The following is a 23,167-nucleotide window of genomic DNA, read 5'->3' on the forward strand; positions in this document are numbered from 1 at the left end:
GCTCGACTTCCACTACCGGGGCTTCGCCCGCCTCGGCGCCGGGACGCCGCCCTGGAGCCCGAGGTCCTCGACGTCGTCGCGCTGCTCACCGCCTTGGGCGCCCAGTTCACCGCCCTCGGCGCCGACGTCCGCCGCGAGGAGGCGCTACAGGTAGCGACCGATCGCGTACCACGCCACGGCCGCCGCGCTCGCCCCGGCGACCAGGGCGACGGCCACCAGCGCCACGGTTGCCGCCGGCTCCACCCGGCGTCGTCCATCGTCCCGGCGCTGTTCGGTTCGACGGTGGCCGTGACGAGCATGGTGCGCTCCTGCGGGCCGGCGGCGAGGGTGCCCGGAAGCTGTACCCCGGCGGTGGCCCGCTCCGCCGGCAGCGCCAGCGCCGACTCCGCCGTGGCCCGGAAGCCGGTCAGGGCCTGCTCGGGGTCCGCGCCGAGCGCGATGCCGCCGCGGACGGCGACGGTTCGCTGGGCGGGCGGCGCGGCGGCGATGACCGCGGCGGCCACGCGGGCGGCGTCGCGGTCGGCGGCCCACCCGGCGGCGCCGAATCCGGCGATGGTGCCCGCGACGAGCAGCGCCATGACGAGGGCGGGCCCGCGGCGGGCGCGGATGGCACTCCAGACAACGGCCAGCACGGGGGCGACCTTAGCGACGGCACGCTCGGCCGTGGGATCACTCCCACCGAGTGAATCGCCGCTCGGGGCCGTGTGCGGCGATCAGCGCGGAAAGCGTTATGCATCGAGTGTCGAAAAGTCGCGTGACGCCGGATTTGGAACTTTCAATGCTCGACGATTCTGAGTGCAGACCTCACCACCGTGGTCGCCATTCGCGGCTGTATTCCGCCGCGATGCCGCTTGAGCAGGTACTTCGGCAGTGCGGCGCGGTGCAAATACACTCATCGGCCGTGTCGGTGCATGCGTGAAGTTATTGGCGTCGACAATTACGGCAGTCGAACGGTCGGGAACCTCGTGACACCGTGGTGCAGGTCAATCGCGGCAGGACGCAGGAGACGGGGGCCGGTCGGGCGGTTGGCGCCAAGAGGGCCGCGGACCCGTACCAACGACGAGAAGGACGGGACATGACGCAAGAGCAGAAGAAGCCGGGGAGCGGCGAGAGGAGTCTGCTGAGCCGCAGGGCCGTGCTGACCACGATGGGGGCCGTGCCGGTCCTCACGGTCGCGGCGTCGGTCCTGGGGGCCACGGAAGCCGCGGCCGCGACGGCAAACATCAATCCGTCGGCACCGCGGCAGATGATCCGGGGCTTCGGTGGCATGGCCCACGCGGCCTGGATCGGTGACCTCACAGCAGCCCAGCGGGACACGGCGTTCGGCGCTGGAGAGGGCCGGCTGGGGTTCTCCGTGCTGAGGATCCCGGTCGGCGAGAATCAGTCGGACTGGAGCCGTGATCTGGCGACGGCGAAGCGCGCGGTCGAACTCGGGGCGACCGTCATCGCGTCGCCGTGGAACCCGCCCGCCAGCATGATCGAGACCTTCACCCGCGGCAGTCAGACCAACGCGAAGCGCCTCAGGTACAGCTCGTACGGCGCCTACGCCCAGCACCTGAACGACTTCACCGCGTACATGCGCAACAACGGGGTGAACCTCTACGGCATATCGGTGCAGAACGAGCCCGACTACGCGACGGACTGGACGTGGTGGACCTCCGCGGAGATCGTCCGGTTCCTGCGGGAGAATGCCGGCTCGATCAGCACCCGGGTCATCGCGCCCGAGTCGTTCCAGTACGTGAAGGCTATGTCGGACCCGATCCTCAACGACTCCGCGGCGCTGGCCAATGTGGACATCATCGGGGCGCATCTTTACGGTACCCCGTACGCGAACTTCGCCTACCCCCTGTTCAAGCAGAAGGGCGCGGGCAAAGAACTCTGGATGACCGAGGTCTACTACCCCAACAGCAGCGACTCGGGGGACCTCTGGCCCCAGGCGCTCGACGTGGGGGAGCACATCCACCACGCCATGGTGGACGCCGAGTTTCAGGCATACATCTGGTGGACCATCCGGCGCAGCTACGGCCCCATGCGGGAGGACGGTCAGATCAGCAAGCGCGGCGCCATGATGGCCCACTTCGCAAGGTTCGTCCGCCCCGGGTATGCGCGGATCGATGCGACGGCGAACCCGGCGTCGAACGTCTACGTCTCGGCGTACCGGGGCGGCAGCACCGTCGTCATCGTCGCCGTCAACAAGAACACCTCCGCGGTGAGCCAGCAGTTCACGCTCGCGAGCACCACCGCGTCCGGCAGTGTCTCGAACTGGCTGACCGACGGCAGCAGGAACGTCGCACCGCAAAGTGCGCTCGGCATGTCGAACGGCACGCTCACCGTCACGCTCCCCGCTCAAAGCATCATGACCTTCGTCACCAGCGTGAGCGACACCACGTCGCCCAGTCCGTCGCCCTCCCTCTCCACCACACCCACCGCCACGCTGAGCCCGTCGCCTACGGCCGGCGCGGGCCCCCGGGTTGCCTACACGATGAACACCTGGGACTCCGGGTTCACGGCCAGCATCACCATCACCAACACGGGCACCTCGACGATCAACGGCTGGACGCTCGGCTTCACCCTGCCCTCGGGCCAGTCCATCACCTCGGGTTGGAACGCCACCTTCTCGCCCTCCAGCGGCCAGGTGAGCGCCCGTAACGTCAGCTACAACGGCACCCTCGCCCCCGGGGCCGCCGTCGACATCGGCTTTCAGGCCACCCACACCGGTAACACCGCCAAACCGACCGCCTTCACCCTCAACGGCATCCCCTGCACCGTGGCCTGACCGCCCCGGCGTCGCGTTCGGGCCTCGGCGCGGATGGCGCGGGGCCGTATCCTGCTCGCGTGGGACTGCGGTTCGAGACGCGCGCATCGGATTCGCCATGGGTTGACACCGTGTGGACCTGTACGAGCGAGCGGGTCGCGGAGATGACGTCCGTTGCGGCGGTGAACTGGGGCTTGGTGTTCTGGGAGCGCGGGGGACGGGCGTACGCGAGCGTTTCCGGTCCCGCGACCAGGAGCGGCACCTCGCCGGTGCCGGAGGGCGCGACCTTCGTCGGCATCGAGTTCGCCGTGGGCACGTCATTGCGGGCCGTGCCGATGTCGTCCCTGGTCGACGGGGGCACCGAGCTCTCCAGGACCACGAGGAAGAGCTTCTGGCTGGACGGCGTCCGCTGGGAGACCCCCGGTCCCGACGACGCCGAGGCCCTGGTTGACCGTCTCGTCCGCGCGGGAGCCGTGGTCCGTGACCCGTTCGTGACCGAGATCCGCCGCGGCCGCCGACCAGCGGCCTCGGGACGCACGGTCGAACGCCGGTTCCGAGCGGCGACCGGGCTCACCCAGGGGGCCGTGCGGCAGATCGAACGTGCGCGCACGGCCTCAACGCTCCTGGCCGCCGGTGTCCACGTCGCCGATGTCGTCAGCAGGCTGGAGTATTTCGACGAGCCGCATCTGGCCCACGCACTGCGCCGGTTCGTCGGCCGTACAGCGCGACAACTCCGCGAGGGTGCCGGCGGCGCGCTGGGCCTGAGTCTGGATCAGCCGACGTCGTAGATCAGCTTGACGACACCGTTCGGATAGGCCGTGGAAGCCCGGAGGCTCAGCATCTGCTTCTCCTTGTCCTTCGTGCTGAACAGGCTCTTCCCGGCTCCGAGCAGCACTGGGAAGACGAGAAGGTTGTACCGGTCGATCAGGCCGGCGTCCGACAGACGGCGGGCGAGTTCCGCGCTGCCGTGGATGAAGATCGCGCCGCCCTCGCTGTTCTTGAGTTCGGCGACGTCGTCAGTCGAGCGCAGGATCGCGGTCGGGCCCCATCCCTCGACAAGGGCGTCGTCGGGCAGCGTGGTCGAGACCACGTACTTGGGCAGTTCCTTGTAGACGGCGTGGTCGTCCGAGTCGCGCCAGACCGGTGCGAACACCTCGTAGCTTCGGCGGCCGAACAACAGCGCCGTCGTGTCCGCAAGCTCCTCGCCCTTGAGTGAAAACGCCTCGGGCAGAAATTCGACGTCCTTGAACACCCAGCCACCGCTGCGGTGCTCTTCGCTCGGCCCACCGCCTGGGGAATCCACAACGCCGTCGAGCGACACGAATCCGGTGTAGACCAGTTCACGCATGTGACTGATTCTCCTCGTTGGCACGTGACGAGCGGTCAAATAGGCCGACAAGGCAGGCCGTGCACCACATTGGTGCACGGTGGCAGGCCGGCCTGCTCACCCTAGGAAGCGCCCACTGCGGCCGTCTTGTACAGAAACGACAGCGGTACAGCGGCGCGGTGCCGCACCCGGCTGGGCGGGCATGGACGCCGGCGTCCACGCCCGCCCAGGCCGGTCATCGCAGCGTCACCGCGGTCCAGGAGACCGGCGGCAGCGTGATCCGCAGCGTGCCGTCGCCGATGGAGTGGGAGGTGTTCGGCTTGAGGCCGACGCGCTCCGGATCATCGAGCGTGTTCTTCGCGTGGATGTCGTCGTCGTGGAGGGTCTGCGCGTCGACGACATACACCTGGCCGAGGTTGCTGACGTCGACCGCCAGCTCCACCGCCTCCGTGAGGCTGCGGTTGACCATGAAGATCGCGGTGTCGCCCATGCCCGCGTCGTGCGTCGCGACGGCGTCCACCACGCTGACCTCACCGTAGAGGGCGGTTTCGTAAGTCGGGCTCTCCAGCTTGAGCTCCAGGGTCACTCCACGGGCGAGCCGTGAGGTCAGGGCGAAGGGGAAGAACGTCGTCTGACGCCAGGCCGGACCCCCGGGCTCGGTCATGATCGGCGCGATCACGTTCACCAACTGTGCGAGGCTCGCGGACTTCACCCGGTCTGCGTGCCGCAGCAACGAGATGAGCAGGCCGCCGACGACCACCGCATCAGCGACCGAGTAGGCGTCCTCGAGCAGGCGCGGGGCGACCGGCCAGTCGTCGATGCCGGTGATGCGGTCGACCTCGGCATAGCGCGAGTGGTACCAGACGTTCCATTCGTCGAACGAGATGTTGATGCTCTTCTGGCTGCCGTGTACCGCCTTGACGTGGTCGGCGGTGGCGACGATCGAGTCGATGAACCGGTCCATGTTCACCGCGGACGCCAGGAAGCTCGCGTAGTCTCCGTCGCGCGGCTCGTAGTAGGCGTGGCACGAGATGTAGTCGACCTCGTCGTACGCCTCCGCGAGCACGACCCGCTCCCAGTTCGCGAAGAGCGGCATCTGCGCGTTCGAGCTCCCGCACACCACGAGCTCCAGCGTCGGGTCGAGCTGCCGCATCGCGCGTGCGGTCTTGACCGCCAGCTTGGCGTACTCGTCCGGAGTGCCGTGTCCGAGCTGCCAGGGGCCGTCCATCTCGTTGCCCAGGCACCACATGCGGATGTCGTAGGGCTCGAACGCGCCGTTCGCGATCCGCTGCTCGGAGAGCGTGGTGCCCGACCGGATGTTCGTGTACTCGAGCACATCGAGCGCTTCCTGCACTCCGCGCGTGCCGAGATTCACCGCGTACATGAGCTCGCTGCCGACCTTCTTGAGCCATTTCGCGAACTCGTCGAGACCGATCTCGTTCGTCTCCGTGGAGTGCCAGGCGAGGTCGAGACGCCGGGGGCGGTTCTCGCGCGGCCCGACGCCGTCCTCCCAGCGGTAACCCGAGACGAAATTGCCTCCGGGATACCGGATCGTGCTCACACCGAGTTCCTTGACGAGCGCGATCACGTCGCGCCGGTACCCCTCTTTGTCGGCGTCGGGGTGCGACGGCTCGTAAATGCCGTCGTAGACGCATCGCCCGAGGTGCTCGACGAAGGAGCCGAAGAGCCTGCGGTTGATCGGCCCCACGACGAAATGCGGGTCGACGGTGAGATTCGCGGAGATCAAGGTTTCCTCAGTTTCCTCAGTTGCTGTTCGATGTCGGGGATGCGAGCGGGCTATTTCAGGGCGCCGACGGTCAGGCCGCCTCGCCAATAGCGCTGAAGGCAGAGGAACGCGATGATCAGCGGGATGATCGAGACCAGCGAGCCGAGGATGATAATGCTCCACAAATTCGTTCCCGCGGCCCCGTAGGTGGATGCGGTGGACTGCCAGAGCCCGATCCCGACCGTCACCGGAAAAAGGCGGTTGTCCGTGAGCATCGCGAGCGGCAGGAAGTAGTTGTTCCACGACGACACGACCGACAGCAGCAGCACCGTGACGATCGCCGGCCGCAGGATCGGCAGCGCGACCTTGACGAACGCCTTGAACTCTCCGGCACCGTCGACGCGTGCGGCATCCAACAGCTCCTCGGGCAACGCATCGCGCGCGTACAGATTCATGAGGAACACACCGAACGGGTTGAGCAAGGTCGGCAGGATCACCGACCAGATCGTGTTCGTCAGATTGACCTGGGAGAACAGGATGAAGGTCGGCATGACGAGCGCGGTCGTCGGCACCATGACCGCGCCGAGCAGGATCGAGAATCCGGCACGACGGCCTGCGAACCGGTACGTCGCGAAACCGTATCCGGCGAGCACCGCCAGCACCGTCGCCCCGATGCCCCCGGCGAACGCGTACAGGGCCGAGTTCGCCAGCCAGCGCGCGTAGAGGCCGCCGTTGTAGGTGAAGAGCTGCGCCAGATTCTCGCCGTAGTTGAGGTGGGGAGCGAACCAGAGGGCGTTGGTACCCCCGAACAGCGCGGCCGAGTCCTTCGAGCTGTTCACGATGACCCACCAGAAGGGGACCAGGAAGTAGAGCACCAGCAGCGCGAGCACGAGATGCAGCGGGATGTGCCTCGGTGTCCGGCGAGCTCGCCGGCGCTCGATGTCGGTAGCGCTCATGACAGGAAGTTCCCTCGCTTGCGGGTGGCGAACATGAAGATGTAGACGGAGATGAAGACGACGGCGCCCAGCGCGAAGGAGATCGTCGAGCTGTAGTTACTGTTCGCCAGCGTGAACGCCTGCTGATACGCGTACATGTTCGGCGTGAAGTCATCCGGGATGGCCCCGGCCGCAAGCTGCTGCAGGATCTTCGGTTCGTTGAAGAACTGCAGCGTTCCGATGAGGGCGAACACGAGGATGAGGACGAGCGCCGGCGCGACCAGCCGGATCTTGATCCGGCTGATGATCTGCCACTGGGATGCGCCGTCGATGCGGGCCGCCTCGTAGAGGCTCGGATCGATCGCCTGCAGCGCGGCGTACAGGATGATCATGTAGTACCCGGCCCATTGCCAGGTCACGACGTTCAGCAGGCCGTAGAAGACCATGCCGTTGCTGAGGAAGTCCGGTCCCGTGGCGCCGAAGGCGCCGAAGATGTCCGCGATGGGACCGAAGTTCTTGCTGTACAGGAACCCCCACATCAGCGCACCGATGACCGTGGGAATCGAGTACGGCAGGAAGATCATGAGGCGCGAGAACCGTGCGAACTTGCTCGTCACCATGTCGAGGATCAGCGCGATCGCCAACGAGATGGCCATCTGGATCGGGATGAGCACCAGCGAGAACCGGACGACGAACCACACCCCGTGCAGGAACGAGGGATCGCTGAAGGCCTTGAGGTAGTTGCCGAGGAAGACGAACGTCGTCCCGCCGATCAGCCTCTTCTGGAACAGGCTCAGGTAGAGCGCGTAGCCGATCGGCAGCACGAGGAGGGCGAGGAAGATGATGCCGAAGGGTCCGACGAAGAGCCACCCGGCCACGTTCTGCCGCAAGGTCGTGGATCGGCGGCGCCCCCTCGACGGCACGGGGCCGGCGGTCGAGGCGGCCGTGCTGTCGCCGGAGCTGGGAAGGTCGTGGATCGGCGTTGCCCCCTCGTTCCGGACGGGGTCGGTGGTCGAGCCGGTCATGATGCCTCCGGGTCTGGGAAGTACGACGGAGGGCCGGTCCGTGTGTTCACGGACCGGCCCGCCGTGTCAGGTCACTTGACGGTGAAACCCTGCTGCTTCGCGTAGGCCACGACATCCGCTTGCAGCGCGTCCGCGGCGGCGGACCCGGTCTTGGACCCGCTGTTGATCGCGGCGATCTGCTTCGTGAAAGCGGAGTAGAAGTACTGTCCGATCGGGGTGTAGGTCATGCCCTGGTAGGCATTGGCGGCGGGTACGTAGACCTCCTTGTTGGCCTGCTGGCCGCTGAAGAAGGCGACCTTGGCGTCGACGAAGGTCGGGTCGTGCAGCACCTTGAGGTTGAGCGGGAAGATGATCTGGTTCTGCCAGCCGTCCTTCAGCGAGGCGTCGTCGGCGTAGACTCCGAACGCGACCTTGGCGGCGAGCGCCGGGTCCTTCGCCTTGCTGGTCACCGAGAAGGCGGAGCCGCCCCAGTTCACCGCGACCGGGTTGGCCGGGTCCCACTGCGGCAGCGGGGCCGTCGCCCACACGTCCGCGTCGGCACCCTTACCCACGCCGGCACCCTGCAGGTAGCCCGGCGCCCACGCGGCGGAGAGGTAGGTGGCGTACTTGCCGCCGATCACGCCCGAGATGTACTCGGGAGTGAACTGGTCCTGGGTGCTGACCAGGCCCTTCTTGACCAGTCCGGCCCAGTAGTCGAGCACCTTCTTGGTGGCGTCGTCGTTCAGCTTGATGCTGATCTCACCCTTGTTGGCGGGGTCGTACGTGAACGGCTTCGCGCCGTTCTGGTACAGCAGCGCCGTGACGTAGGCCGGCTGGTTCGCGGGGAAGTCGCCGAAGAGCGGGCCGCCGGCATCCTTCACCTTCTGCGCCGCCGCCTCGTACTCGGCCCAGGTGGTCGGAGGCGTGATGCCGTACTTGCCGAAGATGTCCTTGCGGTAGATCATCCCCATCGGCCCGCCGTCGATCGGAGCACCGTAGACGCCGTCGCCGACCGAGACGTCCTTCCAGGCGCCATCGCTGTAGTTCGCCTTGACGTCCTTGTAGCCGAGGTCTTTGAGGTCCACGAGGGCCTTCTGCACCTGGAAGGTCGGGATCCGGTCCGCCTCCAGCATGACCACGTCGGGAGCGCCCTTGCCTGCCGTGACCGCCGTCTGGAACTTGTCGTATTCGTCGCCACCGGCGCCGGCATTCGTCCAGCAAACCTGGACATCGTCGTGCCCGTTATTGAAGTTGTCGACTACCTTCTGGGTGTTCGGGTACCAGGCCCAAAGCGTGACAACGGGCAGGTTGGGCTTCGGGATGGTATTGGTGCAGTTCGTCGCCTGATTGCCGCCGTCGTCTCCTCCGCTCGAGCATGCTGCTAACGCGCCCATCAGCAGGAGGGGCAGCGACGCAGCGAGGACTTGCTTCGTCTTCACTGTTCGATTCCTTTCGGATGCGGACATAATTGTCGGTGCAGGCGCAATCCGGGAACCCTCGTGCCGCGAAGTGGGCTACTTCAGTCACCCGCTCCGTGTCCTGGACGCCTTCTCCCATTGCATTTCCATCGTTGTAGGAAATGACTATCGCGGAGCGCGCCCGCGCTGTCAAGACTGCGCAGTGACCATCGGAGACCTCCCCGCGCGCCGGGTGGTTGCCTCGCGTAGAGGCACCGGTCCCGTGCAGAACAAGGCCGAGAAGTGGGTCCGAGCTCCCGCTACCGCAGCGAGCACCGCATCACGTTCACCGCCGCCATGCGCCGGGGTGTCGCGTGGGAGCTGCGCAAACGGTCGCGGCCGCAAGGCCGGCCGAGAGTGGGCCGACCGCCACCGCCTGCTCACCGGCCGCGAGCGCCTGCGCCCGGCCGCCGTGCCGAAGATGCGGACGGGGCCGCCCGGCCCACATCCGACCGTGCTGATCCTGGTCGCCGCGCCGAGCCGGGGCATCCGCCGGCGGCCGCACATTCCCGAGGCCCGCACGTTCACCGCGCGACCGAGGCACGGCGCCGGAAAGCGTACTATTCCCCCAAGACTGGCCTTACCAACAGCCGGGCCGAGGCATCAACAGGGTCGTCAATGGCGTTGGTCGCGGCTAGGGGGCCTTGTTCCCCGCTCGGCCGATGGCCGACACCACGCCGCTACACTGAATCAAAACCGCTTCTCTGCGGTGGCCGCGCGATGAGGGGAGATTGCAATCGCCGCTACCATGCACGACGTTGCGCGCGTCGCCGGAGTATCGATCAAGACGGTTTCGAACGTCATCAACGACTATCCGTACGTGCGCCCGGCCACACGGGCCCGGGTGCACGCAGCGATCGCCGCGCTCGACTACCGCCCCAATCTCTCGGCGCGCGGGCTGCGTTCGGGCCGGACCGGCGTAATCGGGCTCGCGATCCCGGAGCTGCGTCAGAGCTACTTCGCCGAACTCGCCGACGCCGTCATCCGCGCGGCCGACCGGCGGAACGTCGAGGTGCTCGTGGATCAGACGAGCGCCACTCGCGAAGGCGAGATCGCGGTGCTGTCCGGACACCGATTGCGGCTGACTGACGGGCTCCTCTTCAGTCCCGAGCAGCTCGGTCAGGACGACGTCGCGGTGCTGCAGGTGCCCTTCCCGCTGGTGCTGCTCGGCGAGCGCATCTTTGACGGCCCCACCGACCACGTCACGATGCACAACGTGGGCGCGGCACGCGCGGCCACCGAGCACCTGCTCGAGATCGGCCGCCGGCGCATCGCGGTGATCGGAGCGCATCCGACCCATCAGGACGACATCCGGTCCGCGAACCTTCGCGTGCGCGGATATCGGGAGGCGCTGGCCGCGGCCCACGTCCCGTACGACCCGGCGCTCGTGAGGGTCGCCGCCCCGTGGCATCGCGAGAACGGCGCCGCCGCCATGCGCGATCTCCTGGCGGACCGCGTCGAGTTCGACGCCGTGTTCACGCTCAATGACACGCTCGGGCTGGGAGCGCTCCGAGTGCTGGGACAGGCGGGAGTTCGCGTCCCGGAAGACGTGGCGGTGATCGGGTTCGACAACATCGACGAGGCGCGCTTCTCGGTTCCGTCGATGTCGAGCGTCGATCCCGGCCGGGACCAGATCGCCGAGGTTGCCGTCGACCTCCTGATCGAGCGGATCAACGAGAAGGGCGACAAGGCGCCGCCTCGGCGGGTCCTGGCCGACTTCAAGGTCGCGGCACGCGAGTCCACCGGATTCCTGGACCCGGAGCCGACGCTCGCGTCGGCCGTGAGCCCATCGGCGCTGGCTGACTAGACCCGTGATTCTTTCCGCTTACTCGTCGTAGGCGATCCCGATCGGCAGATCAGCGGTGCGGCCGCCTCGACCCACTTGTGGGAGCTGCCCTTGACAAACGTTCATGGACACCGCGGAATTGGGGTTGCCGGCAGCTTGTGACTGCCGGCAACCCACCGTTGGACCATGGTTGTTACGAATTGATGTTCTGGATCGTTTCTTTTGCGGCGGTGATGAGTGCGTCGGCGTCGGCCTTGGTGAGCTTGCCGCCGCTGAGGTCGTTGACCTGGCCGATGAAGTCGTTGGAGAGCACGCTGACGGCGTTGGCGGTCTGGCCCTTGTCGAGCAGCTTGGTTGCCTGGTCCAGCTTGACGGTGAGGGCGTTCTTGATGCCGCCGTTGACGTTGAGGGCGGCGACGGATGCTTTCAGGCCCGAGATCTGCTCGGCAACGGTGACGTCTCGGACGGTGATGGTGACCTGTTTGGTCCCGGACAGGCTGTAGGACTTCGTCCCGTCGCTGGCTGTGAAGGTGACCGTGTAGGTTCCCGCCTGGGTGTAGTCCGGCGTCCATGAGAACTGCTGCGTCGCGGGATCGAAGCTGGCGCCGGCCGGCAGGCCGCTGGCCGAGTACGTCAGGGCGTCGCCGTCGGGATCGGTCGCCGAGACACCGAACGTGAGTGTCCGGTTTTCATCGACCGCCTGCGACTCGCCACCGGCGGCAAACACCGGGGCACCGTTCACAAACGCCCCGCGCTGCCACAGATAGTCCCTCGCGAAGATCGTGAACAGTTGGTCCCACGTGTTGAAGTCGTGAGCGCCGGCGACCACGACGTTCTTCACGTGCGCGTTGGTCAGTGCGGCCACCTGGCTCGGGTTGGGCAACCCGAAGTCCCATGCCCCGCCGCCGAAGAGGATGTAGGGCACCCCGAGATTCGGTGTGGTGTTGCGGACTCCCACGCCACCGCTGAACACCCCGTAGTACCCGAACTTCGTCGCGTCGAAGTTGATGAGGTTGGATGTGACCGCGGCGCCCGCGGACAGGCCGGCGAACGCCCGATCCTTCGCCTGCGTCGAGACGTGGTAGTTGCGCTCGACGAACGGCATCACGGTGTCACGCAGGTTGGGGTACCCCTGGGCAGCGCTGCCAAGGTAGTTAGTGTTCGTCGTGATGACGACCGCGGGCTCGGTGAGACCATCCTGGAGCAGGTTGTCCATGATGACGGGGACGTCGCCCATGTTCATCCAGTCGGACTGGTCCTGACCGCTGCCGTGCTGCATGTAGATCGTCTTGTACGGCTCGGCACGGTTGGCGTCGTAGCCGGGCGGGAGATAGACCCCGATGGTCCGCGTGGTGGTGCCGATCTGGACCGGCACGTAGCTCCACGTGCCGTGGGGCGCGTTCGGTCGCAGAAGCTCGATCTGCCGCGCCGCCAAGGGTGCGTAGTTCTGCTTCTCGGCGTCGTACGGCACGTACACCTTGTTGAAGGCGCGCCGGGCCGTGCCGGTGAGACCATCCGGAGCGTAGATCGGTGAGTTCGCCGGATCCGTGACCCAGAGGTTCGTGTCGTTGTTGACGTAGAACCAGTACTGGTTCGCGCCGGCGGCCAGGGGCACGTCGGTGACCCAGTAGCCGTTGCCGGCGTTGGTCATCTGCACGTCATACGCGCCGCCTCCGCGCATCAGACCGGACCGGTACTGCTGCGGCTGGTAGATGGTCGTGTCGGTGGGGTCCGCCCAGTTGCGCAGCAGGATGTCGGCGGCGAACCGCACGCTGGTCGCGGTCGGGTTGTAGTACACGAAGTGCCCCGTGTAACCCGTCGGCGAGTTGGAATTCGCGATGACGTGCGGGCCCGGGGTCAGGTCGACCCCGTCCTCGGCGTGCGCCACGCTCGGCAGCCCCAGCCCCAACCCCGTGACGAGAGCGACAGCCGCGATTGGTTTCAGAGCCCCTCGAAAGCGCTTACTCAATTGCAGAACGCGCATTACCGTTCCTCCTTGAATGGCCGGTGAGCGCCGAGCGGCGCTCCCTGGCGTCACGCTACAATCGATTTACGACGTTGTAAAGAAGTCATCTACAACGTTTTCCAGAGGAGTAATCGCGATATCCGTTCGCGTTCTCGAACCGGGCTGAAAACAGCACGATGGGGTTGCCGGCAGCTTGTGACTGCCGGCAACCCCGCCATTGGAGAGCGGTTGCTATGAATTGATGTTCTGGATCGTTTCTTTTGCGGCGGTGATGAGTGCGTCGGCGTCGGCCTTGGTGAGCTTGCCGCCGCTGAGGTCGTTGACCTGGCCGATGAAGTCGTTGGAGAGCACGCTGGCGGCGTTGGCGGTCTGGCCCTTGTCGAGCAGCTTGGTTGCCTGGTCCAGCTTGACGGTGAGGGCGTTCTTGATGCCGCCGTTGACGTTGAGGGCGGCGACGGATGCTTTCAGGCCCGAGATCTGCTCGGCAACGGTGACGTCTCGCACGGTGATGGTGACCTGCTTGGTTCCCGACAGGCTGTAGGACTTCGTCCCGTCGCTGGCTGTGAAGGTGACCGTGTAGGTTCCCGCCTGGGTGTAGTCCGGCGTCCATGAGAACTGTTGCGTCGCGGGATCGAAGCCGGCGCCGGCCGGCAGGCCGCTGGCCGAGTACGTCAGGGCGTCACCGTCGGGATCGGTCGCCGAGACACCGAACGTGAGCGTCCGGTTCTCATCGACCGACTGCGACTCGCCACCGGTAGCAAACACCGGGGCACCGTTCACAAACGCCCCGCGCTGCCACGCATAGTTCCTCGCGAAGTTCGCGAAGAGCTGAGGCCAGGCGTTGAAGTCGTGGCCACCCGCGATCTTGTCGAACTTGTAATTGACAAAACCGTTCAGCGCGTTCAGCTGTGTCGGCGTCACGCACAGGTTGAGATTGTCCCACGCTCCGCAGCCCATGTAGATGTAGGCCTGCTTGATGTTCGGCGTTGTGGTGCGCGGCGGCGGCGTCCAGCTGAAGACGCCGTAGTAGCCGAAGCGCAGTGGGTTGTTGTTGATGATGTTGATCGTCATCGACGCGCCCATCGACAGGCCGGCGAACGCCCTGTCCATCCGGTTCGTCGAGACGTTGTAGTGGCTCTGGACGAACGGAATGATGATGCCTTCGAGGTTGGTCGTGTACGGCGAGGCCCCCATGTATGCGGAGTTCGTCGTCACGATGACCGCGGGCTCGGTCTGCCCGTCGGCGATCAGGTTGTCCATGATGACGGGAACGCTGCCGATGTTCATCCAGTCGGACTGGTCCTGACCGCTGCCGTGCTGCAGGTAGATCGTCTTGTACGGCTCGGCGCGGTCCGGGTCGTAGCCGGGCGGCAGGTAGACGCCCAGCGTCCGCGTGGCCGTGCCGATCTGGACCGGCACATAGCTCCACGTGCCCTTCGGCGTGTCCGGCCGCGGGTTCGCGATCACACGCTCCGCCATCGGTGCGTAGTTCTGCTTCTCCGCGTCGTACGGCACGTTGACTTTGTTGAAGGCGCGCCGGGCGGTGCCGGTGAGTCCGTCCGGAGCATAGATCGGTGAGTTCGCCGGATCCGTGACCCACAGGTTCGTGTTGTTGTTGACGTAGAACCAGTACTGGTTGGGGCCGGCGGCCAGGGGCACGTCGGTGACCCAGTAGCCGTTGCCGGCGTTTGTCATCTGTACGTCATAGGCGCCGGCGCCGCGCATCAGACCCGGGCGGTACTGCTGCGGCTGGTAGACCGTCGTGTCGGTGGGGTCCGCCCAGTTGCGCAGCAGGATGTCGGCGTCGAACCGCACGCTGGTCGCAGTCGGGTTGTAGTACACGAAGTGCCCCGTGTAACCCGTCGGCGAGTTGGGATCCGCGATGATGTGCGGGCCTGGCGTCAGGTCGACCCCGTCCTCGGCGTACGCCACGCTCGGCAGGCTCAGCCCCAGCCCCGCGACGAGAGCGCCGGCCGCGATTGGTATCAGAGCCCTTCGGAAGTTTTTACGCAATTGCAAGGTTGTCACTGCCTTCCTTCGGTGAATGGCCGGGCACCCACGACGGCTGACCGCGGGCGCCACGTTACCGGCGATTTACGACGTTGTAAAGAAGTGTGTTTACAACGTTGTGCTCGGTCGGTTCGACGACTGCCCCCTCCGTCGGGACCGCGTCAATAAGTGACAAATCTGCAAGAAGTTTCTTGTCACAGACAAAAAACGTCATTTTTGCACGGAAATCGGATACTTGTGGCATTGTTTGATCAAGGTTTCGACCTGCGCGGTTCGGTTCGCATCGACCATGGATAAGGAAGGTCAGGGCTCCGAGTCCCTTCGGGCGCGCAACACGATCAAGGCTGTGGCCAGCGAAAACGCGGGCCGCGGCCTTGACGTTTCCCGGCATGTGTCGCGATCTTCCGCATACCAGGACTTTGGCGTTCCGATGGTGCTCCCTTGTCGCCGTGCGCGACCGGCATCGCGGGCGGTTCGGTAGCTCGCGGCAACCTGGTGCAACGCTCTTCGTCCGGGACGGAGCTCGGCACGAGGTGGACAGCGCCGGCTTCGGTGGGGCCAATCCACGAGGTGGATGCGACCTGCCCGCGCGGTGCCACCCGGCTCGACTCGCCGTGCGCTAGGAAACCATCACCCAGATCGCTGCGATCGACGTGCAACGGATCGCAGCAGGCCGAAGTCTAAACACCATGATCGATAGCACGACGCCGCAGCGGGACGTGACGGTGGGGGTCCTGGGCCCCCTGGTGGTGGCTCGGGGCGCAGACCCGCTGCCGATCGGCGGGCCGCAGCCGCGCAAGGTGCTCGCCGCGCTGGCCGCCGCGGGCGGGCGGCCGGTGCCGGTCGATGCGCTGGTGGGCCTGCTGTGGCGGGGCCGGGTGCCGCGGACGGCGGTCAACACCGTCCAGGGGTACGTGACCGTGCTGCGCCGGGCGCTCCGCCTCGGTGGCGCTGATTACGGCGTGCTGCTGCACGGCGACGGCTACGCACTGCGGGTCCCGGAGGACGCTGTCGACGCGACCCGCTTCGCCGACCTGGGGCGGCGTGGCCGGCGGAGCCTCGCCGACGGCGACGCGGAGACGGCGGTCCGCGCGCTCGACGCGGCGTTGAGGCTGTGGCGGGGCCGACCGTATCCGGACCTCGACGCGGAGGACTTCGCGGCGGTTGAGGTAGCGCGGCTGCACGAGCTGCGGCTGGCCGTGGTCGAGGATCGCTACGCGGCGCTGCTGGTGCTGGGGCACGATCCGGCGCTCGTCGGGGCTCTGCGCGGGCACACCCGGGAGCATCCGCTGCGGGAGCGGGGCTGGGAGTTGCTGGCGTTGGCTGAGTACCGGGCCGGCCAGCAGGGCGACGCGCTGCATACCCTGCGCGAGGCGCGCGACGAGTTGCGGCGAGAGCTGGGCGTCGACCCCGGCCCGGCGTTGCGTCGGCTGGAGCGGCGCATCCTCACCCAGGATCCGGCGCTGATCCAGCCCGTCCCGGCCGACCGTATTCCCCGGCACAACGTACCGGCGGGGCTGGACTCGTTCGTCGGGCGCCGCGACGAGCTGGCTCGTCTGCGGGAGCTGCTGCGCCGGTATCGGCTGGTGACGCTGACCGGGCCGGGCGGAGTGGGCAAGTCGCGGCTGGCACTGGAGTTCGCGCGGGCCCGCAGCGACGACGACGGACCATGGGTCGTGGAGCTGTCGGAGCTGCCCGACCCGGCGCTCCTGGCCGCGGAGGTTGGCCGGGCGTTGCGGCTCAGCGCCGCACACGACGTGGCAGACCTTGTGGAGGCACTGCGGCAGCGACGGCTGATGCTGTTCCTCGACGCGTGCGAGGTCGCGCCCGAGGCCGTGGCCCGGCTATGCGGAGCGCTGCTGCGCGGCAGCCCGCACGTGCGGATCGTCACCACCAGCAGAGTCGCGTTGGGCGTACCCGGGGAGGCGGTCCTCGACGTCGCTCCGCTGCCGGTGCGGCCGGACGCGGTACAGCTGTTCCTGCAGCGGCTGCAGGCGGTCAGCGGCGGACGGACCCCGGACGCGGCGGACCTCGCCGCGGCTCGGCGGGTATGCACGCACGTGCACGGCCTGCCGCTGGCGGTGGAGCTGCTGGCCGGATTGTGCCGCACGCTGCCGGTGCATGAGGTGGCCGCCCGGCTCGGCGAGCCGGTGCTGCTGCTGGAGGCGGCGGCAGGGGCCCGCGCCGGCGCAGCGCGCGACGCTGCGCACGATGCTCGACGACATGCTGGCGCTGCTGTCGGAGCCGGACCGGCGGGCGTTGGGGTTGCTCGGCGCGCTGCCCGGCGGGTTCGACCTGGCGCTGGCCCGGGAACTGCTGGGCGACCTGGCCGACCCGGCGGTGGCCCGGCTGGCCGGTGCGTCGTGCCTGACCCGCGACGTCCGCTACGACGGCCGGTACGTGCTGCTGGACCTGGTCCGGGAGCACGCCCGAGGGCAGCTCGGCGACGACGACGCGGAGTGGGCGGCTGCGCGGTCCCGGCAGGCTCTGACGGCGCTCGCCGAACGCGCCGACGCCGGGCTCGTTACCACGGACGCGGCCAGGTGGCTGGTCCGGCTCGGGGTGGAACGGGTCAATCTGCGTGCGGCGTTGACGTCGGCGTGGGCAGCGGGCGACCACGGGTCGTACCTGCGACTGGCTGCGGCGCTCGGGCTGTTCTGGTACCGCAGCGGGGGCATCGGCGAGGGCATCGGGTGGCTGCGCCGCGCCGCGAAGGTCGCCGTGGACCTCGACCCGGGCGGATGGGCCAAGGCGCGGATCTCCCTCGGCGGGCTGCACTACCTGGCCGGTGACCCGGCCGCCGCCGCGCGGGACCTCGAGGCGGCCGTCGCGCCGGCCCGCGCGGTCGGCGATGTGGTGACGCTGGCCAAGGCGGTGAGCTACGGGGCGTACTTCGCGGCGCTTGCCGGTGGGCCGATCGACGTGGCCCGCGCCGAGCAGGCCGGTGACCTGGCCCGGGCGGGCGGTCCGGCGTGGCTGCGGGCCGAGGTGGAGGCGACGATCGGGCTGGTGGCGCGGCTGGCCGGCCGGTACGAGCAGGCGCACGCCGCGTTCGCCGCCGCGCGGGAGGTGGCCGGCGGATGTGGGTACGGCTGGGCGGCGCTGTCCGCGACGTGGGCGGCTGTGAAGAACGCCGTGGACCTCGACGACCTGCCGTGGGCGGTCCGGCAGGCGGCGGGTGCCGCGCTCGCCGCCGGCCGGGCCGGTGACACCACCGCGTGGCTGGCCATGCTGCATACCGCCGCCGGGGTGCTGGCGCTCGGCGGTGACCCGGAGACCGGTGCGCGGTTGCTCGGTGTGGTCGCCGGGCGTGGCGAACGGATCGGGTTCGTGCCCGGGCGGATGGACCCGATCGACGCGTCGCGCTGGGAGGCGGCGGTGCGCGAGCGGCTGTCGCCGCCGGAGCTGGCGCGGCTGGTCGCCCAGGGGCGACGGCTGTCCGGCGCGCAGGTCGCCGAGCTGCTGGCGCCTCACACCGCCTGAGCGCTGCCGGAGCCGGGGTGCGGCGGAGGCGAGCACAGCCCGACGTCATCGCCCGAGCGCCGGAGCCCTGCCCGTTCGCGCTGGTCGGCGGGGATTTCTCAGCGGTTCCCAAGCGCCGTACCGCATTCTGTTGCCCAGGCGGCGACGGGCCGCGTGACGAGGGGAGGGCGATGCAGCACAACGGCATGACGGAGGTCGATTCCGTCTGTGACCGGGAGTGGGTGGAGTTCGTCGACCCGGCCGACCGTGGGCGCGTCGTGCGCGCCGACCTGACGTGGCTGCTGTCGCGGTGGGCGTGCGTCTACGGCCGTGGCTGCGCCGGTGTCCGGCCCGGCCGCGCGGCGGAGGGCTGCTGCTCCACCGGCGCCTACTTCAGCGGCCCGGCCGACCTGCGACGGGTCGGATCGGTCGTGCGGCGGCTCACCCCTCGGACGTGGCAGCACCACGCCGTCGGGGTGGACGGGTACGCCGTGGAGTCGGTGCTGGGCGAGCAGCCGGCGACCCGGACGGCCACCCTCCCGGACGGGCCGTGCGTGCTGCTCAACGACGCCGACTTTCCCGGTGGCGGCGGGTGCGCCCTGCACGTCCTGGCCGAGCACGACGGCGTTGCGGCGATGACGTACAAGCCGGACGTGTGCTGGCAGCTGCCGATCCGATGGCGGCGCGGCCCGGTGATCCAGGAGGACGGGACCACCGTCGTGCTCACGACGCTCACCGAGTACAGCCGCCGCTCGTGGGGCGACGCCGGCCGGGAGCACCACTGGTGGTGCACGTCCGCTCCGGCCGCCCACGTGGCCGACGAGCCGCTCGTCGACCGGTACGCCGCGGAGCTGACGGCGCTGATCGGGCCGGCGGCGTATGAGCACCTGCATCGGCTCTGTCACCGCCGGCTGGGACTGGGTTTGGTAGCCGTGCACCCGGCGACCGCCGCCGCGCACCAGCCACGGTCGTCAGCCGGGTGAACCGTCTGACGCTGAACGACACCGTCCCGACCCGAAGACCGACGCCGGGACCATCCGGCCCGACACACGAAAGGTGCACCATGCGCCCTGTCCGCGCGATCCCGCCCAACGGCGGGCCCCCGGAACCGGACCATATTCCGGCCCACGTGAAGAACAACTACCCCACCTGCGAACTGACGCCGCGCACCCGTCCGGCGTCGCCGCCGCCGGCGGCGGACGCCCGATGAGCACTGTCCCACACCGGACGCGGCGGTTCGTCGTGGCGCTGGCGTTGGCGTTCGCCGCCGCGACCGCCCTGTTCATCGGCACGGACCCCGGCGGATTCGGCGCCGCGCCGCAGCAGACGCCGCCACTGTCCATGGTGGACCCCAAGGACACCCCGCCGGAGAAGAACCCTGGCTGACCTTGGCGTCGCCGAAGTGTTTCGCAAACCCAAGCAACACACCCGGTCGGGTGCCCTGGCGGCACCTGACCGGGGCGGCCCGGAAGGAATCCACGTGACGTTCACCGACACGATCGCACTCGACGCGACCTGGCGCGCCTGGATGGCGGAGAACCTGGCGCTGGGCGCGGCCGCCGAGGAGGTGCGCGCCACCGCCGCTGCCGCCGGGATCGACTCGGCTGCCGTGGAGGAGGAGCTGTCGGCCGTGCTTGCCCATCCGTACTTCCGCGCGTGCCGCACGCTCGCGCTGCGCAGCGACTGGGCGGCCGCGCTGATGGACCTCTATGCTGAGCTGCGCGACCATGACGGCGGACGGCGGCTCGACCGACGCACGGGCATCGACCCGCAGGAGTTCTTCGGCCGCTACTACTTCGGTCACCGCCCGGTCGTCCTGTGTGGACTGATGGAGGACTGGCCGGCGCGCGCCTGGACCCTCGACAGCCTCGCCGAACGGTTCGGCGACGAGGAGGTCGAGGTGATGACCGGGCGGGAGGCCAATCCCGACCACGCCTGGCAGTACGACCGGCACCGCACACGCATGCCGTTCCGGCAGTACCTCGACCTGCTGCGCACCGGCCGGCGGACCAACGACTACTACATGGTGCCGCGCAATGACAACACCCGTGGCGCGCTGCGGGGCCTCGCCTCAGACGTGCGGGCACCGGCCGGCATCGTCGACCCGAATGGGCCGGCCGACATGACCAATCTCCTGCTCGGCCCGGCCGGCACGGTCACCCCGCTGCACGTCGACGCCGCCAGCGTCCTGCTGGGTCAGGTGCTGGGCCGTAAGCACGTCCGGCTCGTGCCGTCGTTCCAGCGGCACTTGGTGTACCCGCGCGGCGGCACGTTCAGCGCCGTCGACGCCGCACACCCGGACCTGGGGCGCCATCCGCTGTTCGCCCGCGCCACCGTGCTGGAGACCGTGCTGCAGCCGGGCGAGATGCTGTTCATACCAGCGGGCTGGTGGCACTGGGTCGAGGCACTGGACGTGAGCGCGTCGATGAGCTTCCACCAGTTCGCCGTCGACGGCGGCAACCACCACGTGGTCACCCCGCCGGCCGCGCACGCCGCGGCCTCCGCTGGGGCGTGACCCGCATGGCTCGCCACTGCGGCGGGCCGCAACTGCAATGATCGCCCGTTGTCGGATGGTCCGGTTGCTGCGCCGAGCCGGTTTCGCGCGGTGGTCCCGACGAGGCGCACGCCGGCATCCGGAAAGAGGCCGGACGTTCGGCCGACTGTGCGGGGGTGGATCGAGTCAGAAGAATGGCGGCGTGACGTCTGACGATCCCGCGTGGGGCGGGCCGTCGCGCGAGATCGACCGGCGGATGGCGCTCGCGCGCGAGTGGGATGAGCTCGTCGAAGAGGTCCGGCGGCTGCCGGGCTTCGAGGACTTCCTGCGGCCGCCGTCGCTGGAGACGCTGTTGCCGGCCGCGGCCGACGGGCCGGTGGTGATCGTCAACGTGAGCCGGTGGCGGTGCGACGCGCTCATCGTGACCCGTGAGGGCGTCGAGCTCGTGCCGCTGCCGCACCTCAGCCTCGACGAGGTGGTCGAGCGGGTCGGGTTCTACCTTCGCACCGTCGGGCACTTCGAGGACGCCGGGAAGGGGCGCGACGGGAACTCGCGCGACGCCGTGGCGCGGGAGCTGCGCGGGCTGGAGACCGACCTCGGCGACGTGCTGGCGTGGTGCTGGGACAGCATCGCCGCGCCGGTGCTCGAGCGGCTCGGGCTGACCGAGGCGCCGGCCGACGGGGCCCCGTGGCCGAAGCTGTGGTGGTGCCCGACCGGGCCGCTCACGCTGCTGCCGCTGCACGCCGCCGGGCGGCACGGCACCGACGGGGCCGCGGTCATGGACCGGGTCATCTCGTCGTACACCCCGACGCTGCGCGCGCTGCTGGAGGCCCGCCGGCCGCGGCCCGACGCCGAGGTCACGGCCGGCGACGCGCTGCTCGTGGTCGCGCTGCCGGACACGCCGGGGCAGCCGTCGCTGCCCAACGTGCGGCGGGAGGTCGAGATGCTGTCGCGGCTCGGCACGCCGGTCGTGCTGGAGGGCTCCGCCGCCACCGTGGCCGGTGTTGGCGCCGCGTTGCCGTCGCACCGGTGGGTGCACTTCAGCTGCCACGGCCAGCAGCACCTGGACGACCCGTCGCGGGGCGGGCTGCTGCTGTACGACGGGATGCTCACCGTCAATGACATCAGCTCCCGGCAGTACCGTGGCGACCTCGCCTTCCTGTCGGCGTGCAAGACGGCGACCGGCGGGCTGAACCTGCCCGACGAGGCGATCACGCTCGCCGCCGCGCTGCACTACACCGGGTACCGCCACGTCATCGCCACGCTGTGGTCCGTGTGGGACGACAGCGCGGCCGACGTCACCGAGACCGTCTACCGGCACATCCGCGACGGCGCCGCGCTGCGGCCCGAGCGCTCGGCGCACGCCCTGCACGAGGCGGTGCGCGAGCTGCGCCGGCGCGACCCCGACCGCCCGAGCGTCTGGACGCCGTTCACGCACACGGGGCCGTGAACCGCCGCGCCGCGTGGTTGGTTACCGCCGTTCGTCGCGGGTATTCGGGGTGACATTCCCCGTCCAACGAAAGGTGGCGACGTCGTGAACGACTTCCTGAAGAAGGCCAAGAAGGTCGCCGACGAGCACGACGACAAGGTCGACGAGGCCATCGGCAAGGCGGGCGACGAGGCGAACCGGCGCACGGACGAGAAGTACTCGAGCCAGGTGGACAAGGGCGTCGACTACGCCCAGCAGCACACGGGCCAGGGCAAGACCCAGCGCTGACCCGGCACGATGCCGAGGCCGGTCACCGTGAGTGGCCGGCCTTGCGCAGTTCAGTGATTTTGGTTGATTCGACCGTACGGTGGGTATGTGCCCCGCCGTCACAGTTGATCTACCCCCGGGAGCACTGGTGTCCGCCATCATCCGATCCGACAGCATCCTGGCCGGCACCGCCGCCGAGCTTCTCGCCCGGCACGCCCCCGGCGCCGACGGCGGCCCGTGCCCCGCCTGCGGGTGGCCGGGCCCGTGCCCGCCGGCCCGTCACGCCGAATCCGTCCTCGCCGCCGCCGCGGCGCCCGCAATGCCCGCGGCCTTACCGCCGCTGCGCGCCGCGGCGTAGCCGCGCCCGGTGCGGCCCCACGGCTTGAACACCGGCAGCGTCGTGGCGGTGGCCAGCGCCCCCAGCATGACGGCCCGTGCCCCCGGCCATCACCACGGCGAGGGCCGTCGCGAGCAGGCCTTCCCGGATCCGGGCGGGCATCACCCGCCCACTGCAGGCGCTGGTGCGGATGAAGCGTCGTCGACTTCACC

At 68.9% G+C, this 23,167-nt stretch carries 18 protein-coding genes and 1 pseudogene; 10 read left to right on the forward strand and 9 right to left on the reverse strand.

Going from position 1 to position 23,167, the window contains the following annotated elements:
• The first annotated feature begins 1,075 nt into the window (after positions 1-1,075).
• Together ACQEVU_RS17045 and ACQEVU_RS17050 are read left to right on the forward strand one after the other, a co-directional pair.
• Entirely contained in the window at positions 1,076-2,776 is a 1,701-nt protein-coding gene (locus tag ACQEVU_RS17045; RefSeq protein ID WP_433324512.1) for a cellulose binding domain-containing protein, read from the forward strand.
• Between the two features lie 59 nt (positions 2,777-2,835).
• Positions 2,836-3,543 carry a helix-turn-helix domain-containing protein gene (locus ACQEVU_RS17050; protein WP_433324514.1) on the forward strand — a complete coding sequence of 236 codons (708 nt, stop codon included), beginning with the start codon at positions 2,836-2,838 and terminating at the stop codon, positions 3,541-3,543.
• On the opposite strand, the gene ACQEVU_RS17055 is transcribed toward ACQEVU_RS17050, so the two are convergent.
• From ACQEVU_RS17055 to ACQEVU_RS17075, 5 genes are all read right to left on the reverse strand, one after another.
• On the reverse strand, positions 3,528-4,103 hold the full coding sequence (locus ACQEVU_RS17055) for a dihydrofolate reductase family protein (protein WP_433324516.1): 576 nt from the start codon (positions 4,101-4,103) through the stop codon (positions 3,528-3,530). The two genes, ACQEVU_RS17050 and ACQEVU_RS17055, sit on opposite strands and share 16 nt — an antisense overlap.
• 214 nt (positions 4,104-4,317) lie before the next feature.
• The gene (locus tag ACQEVU_RS17060; protein ID WP_433324518.1) at positions 4,318-5,829 is read right to left on the reverse strand and encodes an alpha-N-arabinofuranosidase; all 1,512 of its coding nucleotides are present in this window, start codon (positions 5,827-5,829) and stop codon (positions 4,318-4,320) included.
• A 50-nt stretch (positions 5,830-5,879) separates the two neighbouring features.
• Positions 5,880-6,764, reverse strand: coding sequence for a carbohydrate ABC transporter permease (locus ACQEVU_RS17065; RefSeq protein ID WP_433324520.1), 885 nt, complete (start codon positions 6,762-6,764; stop codon positions 5,880-5,882).
• Positions 6,761-7,768 (reverse strand): carbohydrate ABC transporter permease, encoded by a 1,008-nt coding sequence (locus tag ACQEVU_RS17070; RefSeq protein ID WP_433324522.1) that lies wholly within the window; start codon positions 7,766-7,768, stop codon positions 6,761-6,763. Before ACQEVU_RS17070 ends, ACQEVU_RS17065 begins: the two co-directional genes overlap by 4 nt.
• 71 nt (positions 7,769-7,839) lie before the next feature.
• Complete coding sequence (locus ACQEVU_RS17075) at positions 7,840-9,186, reverse strand: ABC transporter substrate-binding protein (RefSeq protein WP_433324524.1); 1,347 nt, start codon at positions 9,184-9,186, stop codon at positions 7,840-7,842.
• Positions 9,187-9,952: 766 nt separating this feature from the next.
• Here ACQEVU_RS17075 and ACQEVU_RS17080 point away from each other — a divergent pair.
• Entirely contained in the window at positions 9,953-11,011 is a 1,059-nt protein-coding gene (locus tag ACQEVU_RS17080) for a LacI family DNA-binding transcriptional regulator (RefSeq protein ID WP_433324526.1), read from the forward strand.
• Positions 11,012-11,183: 172 nt separating this feature from the next.
• Here the strand turns inward: ACQEVU_RS17080 and ACQEVU_RS17085 are convergent, their stop codons facing one another.
• Both ACQEVU_RS17085 and ACQEVU_RS17090 read right to left on the reverse strand, forming a co-directional pair.
• The gene (locus ACQEVU_RS17085) at positions 11,184-12,899 is read right to left on the reverse strand and encodes a putative Ig domain-containing protein (protein ID WP_433324528.1); all 1,716 of its coding nucleotides are present in this window, start codon (positions 12,897-12,899) and stop codon (positions 11,184-11,186) included.
• 288 nt (positions 12,900-13,187) lie between these two features.
• The gene (locus ACQEVU_RS17090; protein ID WP_433324530.1) at positions 13,188-14,888 is read right to left on the reverse strand and encodes a putative Ig domain-containing protein; all 1,701 of its coding nucleotides are present in this window, start codon (positions 14,886-14,888) and stop codon (positions 13,188-13,190) included.
• 767 nt (positions 14,889-15,655) lie between these two features.
• On the opposite strand from ACQEVU_RS17090, the pseudogene ACQEVU_RS17095 reads away from it, so the two are divergent.
• Positions 15,656-16,768 (forward strand): annotated as a pseudogene (locus ACQEVU_RS17095) (BTAD domain-containing putative transcriptional regulator); the annotation flags it as partial.
• 42 nt (positions 16,769-16,810) lie between these two features.
• Here ACQEVU_RS17095 and ACQEVU_RS17100 read toward each other — a convergent pair.
• Positions 16,811-17,191, reverse strand: coding sequence for a hypothetical protein (locus ACQEVU_RS17100; protein ID WP_433335380.1), 381 nt, complete (start codon positions 17,189-17,191; stop codon positions 16,811-16,813).
• On the opposite strand from ACQEVU_RS17100, the gene ACQEVU_RS17105 reads away from it, so the two are divergent.
• The 6 genes from ACQEVU_RS17105 (at position 17,178) to ACQEVU_RS17130 (ending at position 22,639) form a co-directional block, all read left to right on the forward strand.
• The gene (locus ACQEVU_RS17105; RefSeq protein WP_433335382.1) at positions 17,178-18,449 is read left to right on the forward strand and encodes a hypothetical protein; all 1,272 of its coding nucleotides are present in this window, start codon (positions 17,178-17,180) and stop codon (positions 18,447-18,449) included. The two genes, ACQEVU_RS17100 and ACQEVU_RS17105, sit on opposite strands and share 14 nt — an antisense overlap.
• Before the next feature lie 185 nt (positions 18,450-18,634).
• Positions 18,635-19,411 carry a hypothetical protein gene (locus ACQEVU_RS17110; RefSeq protein ID WP_433324532.1) on the forward strand — a complete coding sequence of 259 codons (777 nt, stop codon included), beginning with the start codon at positions 18,635-18,637 and terminating at the stop codon, positions 19,409-19,411.
• Between the two features lie 223 nt (positions 19,412-19,634).
• Positions 19,635-19,814 carry a hypothetical protein gene (locus ACQEVU_RS17115; protein ID WP_433324534.1) on the forward strand — a complete coding sequence of 60 codons (180 nt, stop codon included), beginning with the start codon at positions 19,635-19,637 and terminating at the stop codon, positions 19,812-19,814.
• 94 nt (positions 19,815-19,908) lie between these two features.
• Positions 19,909-20,943: a cupin-like domain-containing protein gene (locus ACQEVU_RS17120; RefSeq protein ID WP_433324536.1), complete on the forward strand. Its 1,035-nt coding sequence runs from the start codon at positions 19,909-19,911 to the stop codon at positions 20,941-20,943.
• Between the two features lie 181 nt (positions 20,944-21,124).
• Complete coding sequence (locus ACQEVU_RS17125; RefSeq protein WP_433324538.1) at positions 21,125-22,372, forward strand: CHAT domain-containing protein; 1,248 nt, start codon at positions 21,125-21,127, stop codon at positions 22,370-22,372.
• 84 nt (positions 22,373-22,456) lie between these two features.
• Positions 22,457-22,639 carry an antitoxin gene (locus ACQEVU_RS17130; RefSeq protein ID WP_433324540.1) on the forward strand — a complete coding sequence of 61 codons (183 nt, stop codon included), beginning with the start codon at positions 22,457-22,459 and terminating at the stop codon, positions 22,637-22,639.
• 258 nt (positions 22,640-22,897) lie between these two features.
• Here ACQEVU_RS17130 and ACQEVU_RS17135 read toward each other — a convergent pair whose 3' ends face one another.
• A complete protein-coding gene (locus ACQEVU_RS17135; protein WP_433324542.1) occupies positions 22,898-23,044 on the reverse strand; it encodes a hypothetical protein in 147 nt (48 codons plus the stop codon).
• Positions 23,045-23,167: the final 123 nt, after the last annotated feature.

The organism is Dactylosporangium sp. CA-139066 (genome assembly GCF_050936175.1).
Classification (GTDB): domain Bacteria; phylum Actinomycetota; class Actinomycetes; order Mycobacteriales; family Micromonosporaceae; genus Dactylosporangium.

What these genes read in the sequence shown, in the direction of transcription:
- ACQEVU_RS17100 (WP_433335380.1), bottom strand. Translation starts at nt 17,191, where the DNA reads ATGTCGTCGAGCATCGTGCGCAGCGTCGCGCGCTGCGCCGGCGCGGGC.
- ACQEVU_RS17105 (WP_433335382.1), top strand. Translation starts at nt 17,178, where the DNA reads ATGCTCGACGACATGCTGGCGCTGCTGTCGGAGCCGGACCGGCGGGCG.
- ACQEVU_RS17135 (WP_433324542.1), bottom strand. Translation starts at nt 23,044, where the DNA reads ATGCTGGGGGCGCTGGCCACCGCCACGACGCTGCCGGTGTTCAAGCCG.
- ACQEVU_RS17070 (WP_433324522.1), bottom strand. Translation starts at nt 7,768, where the DNA reads ATGACCGGCTCGACCACCGACCCCGTCCGGAACGAGGGGGCAACGCCG.
- ACQEVU_RS17115 (WP_433324534.1), top strand. Translation starts at nt 19,635, where the DNA reads ATGAGCACTGTCCCACACCGGACGCGGCGGTTCGTCGTGGCGCTGGCG.
- ACQEVU_RS17110 (WP_433324532.1), top strand. Translation starts at nt 18,635, where the DNA reads ATGACGGAGGTCGATTCCGTCTGTGACCGGGAGTGGGTGGAGTTCGTC.
- ACQEVU_RS17055 (WP_433324516.1), bottom strand. Translation starts at nt 4,103, where the DNA reads ATGCGTGAACTGGTCTACACCGGATTCGTGTCGCTCGACGGCGTTGTG.
- ACQEVU_RS17080 (WP_433324526.1), top strand. Translation starts at nt 9,953, where the DNA reads ATGCACGACGTTGCGCGCGTCGCCGGAGTATCGATCAAGACGGTTTCG.
- ACQEVU_RS17045 (WP_433324512.1), top strand. Translation starts at nt 1,076, where the DNA reads ATGACGCAAGAGCAGAAGAAGCCGGGGAGCGGCGAGAGGAGTCTGCTG.
- ACQEVU_RS17065 (WP_433324520.1), bottom strand. Translation starts at nt 6,764, where the DNA reads ATGAGCGCTACCGACATCGAGCGCCGGCGAGCTCGCCGGACACCGAGG.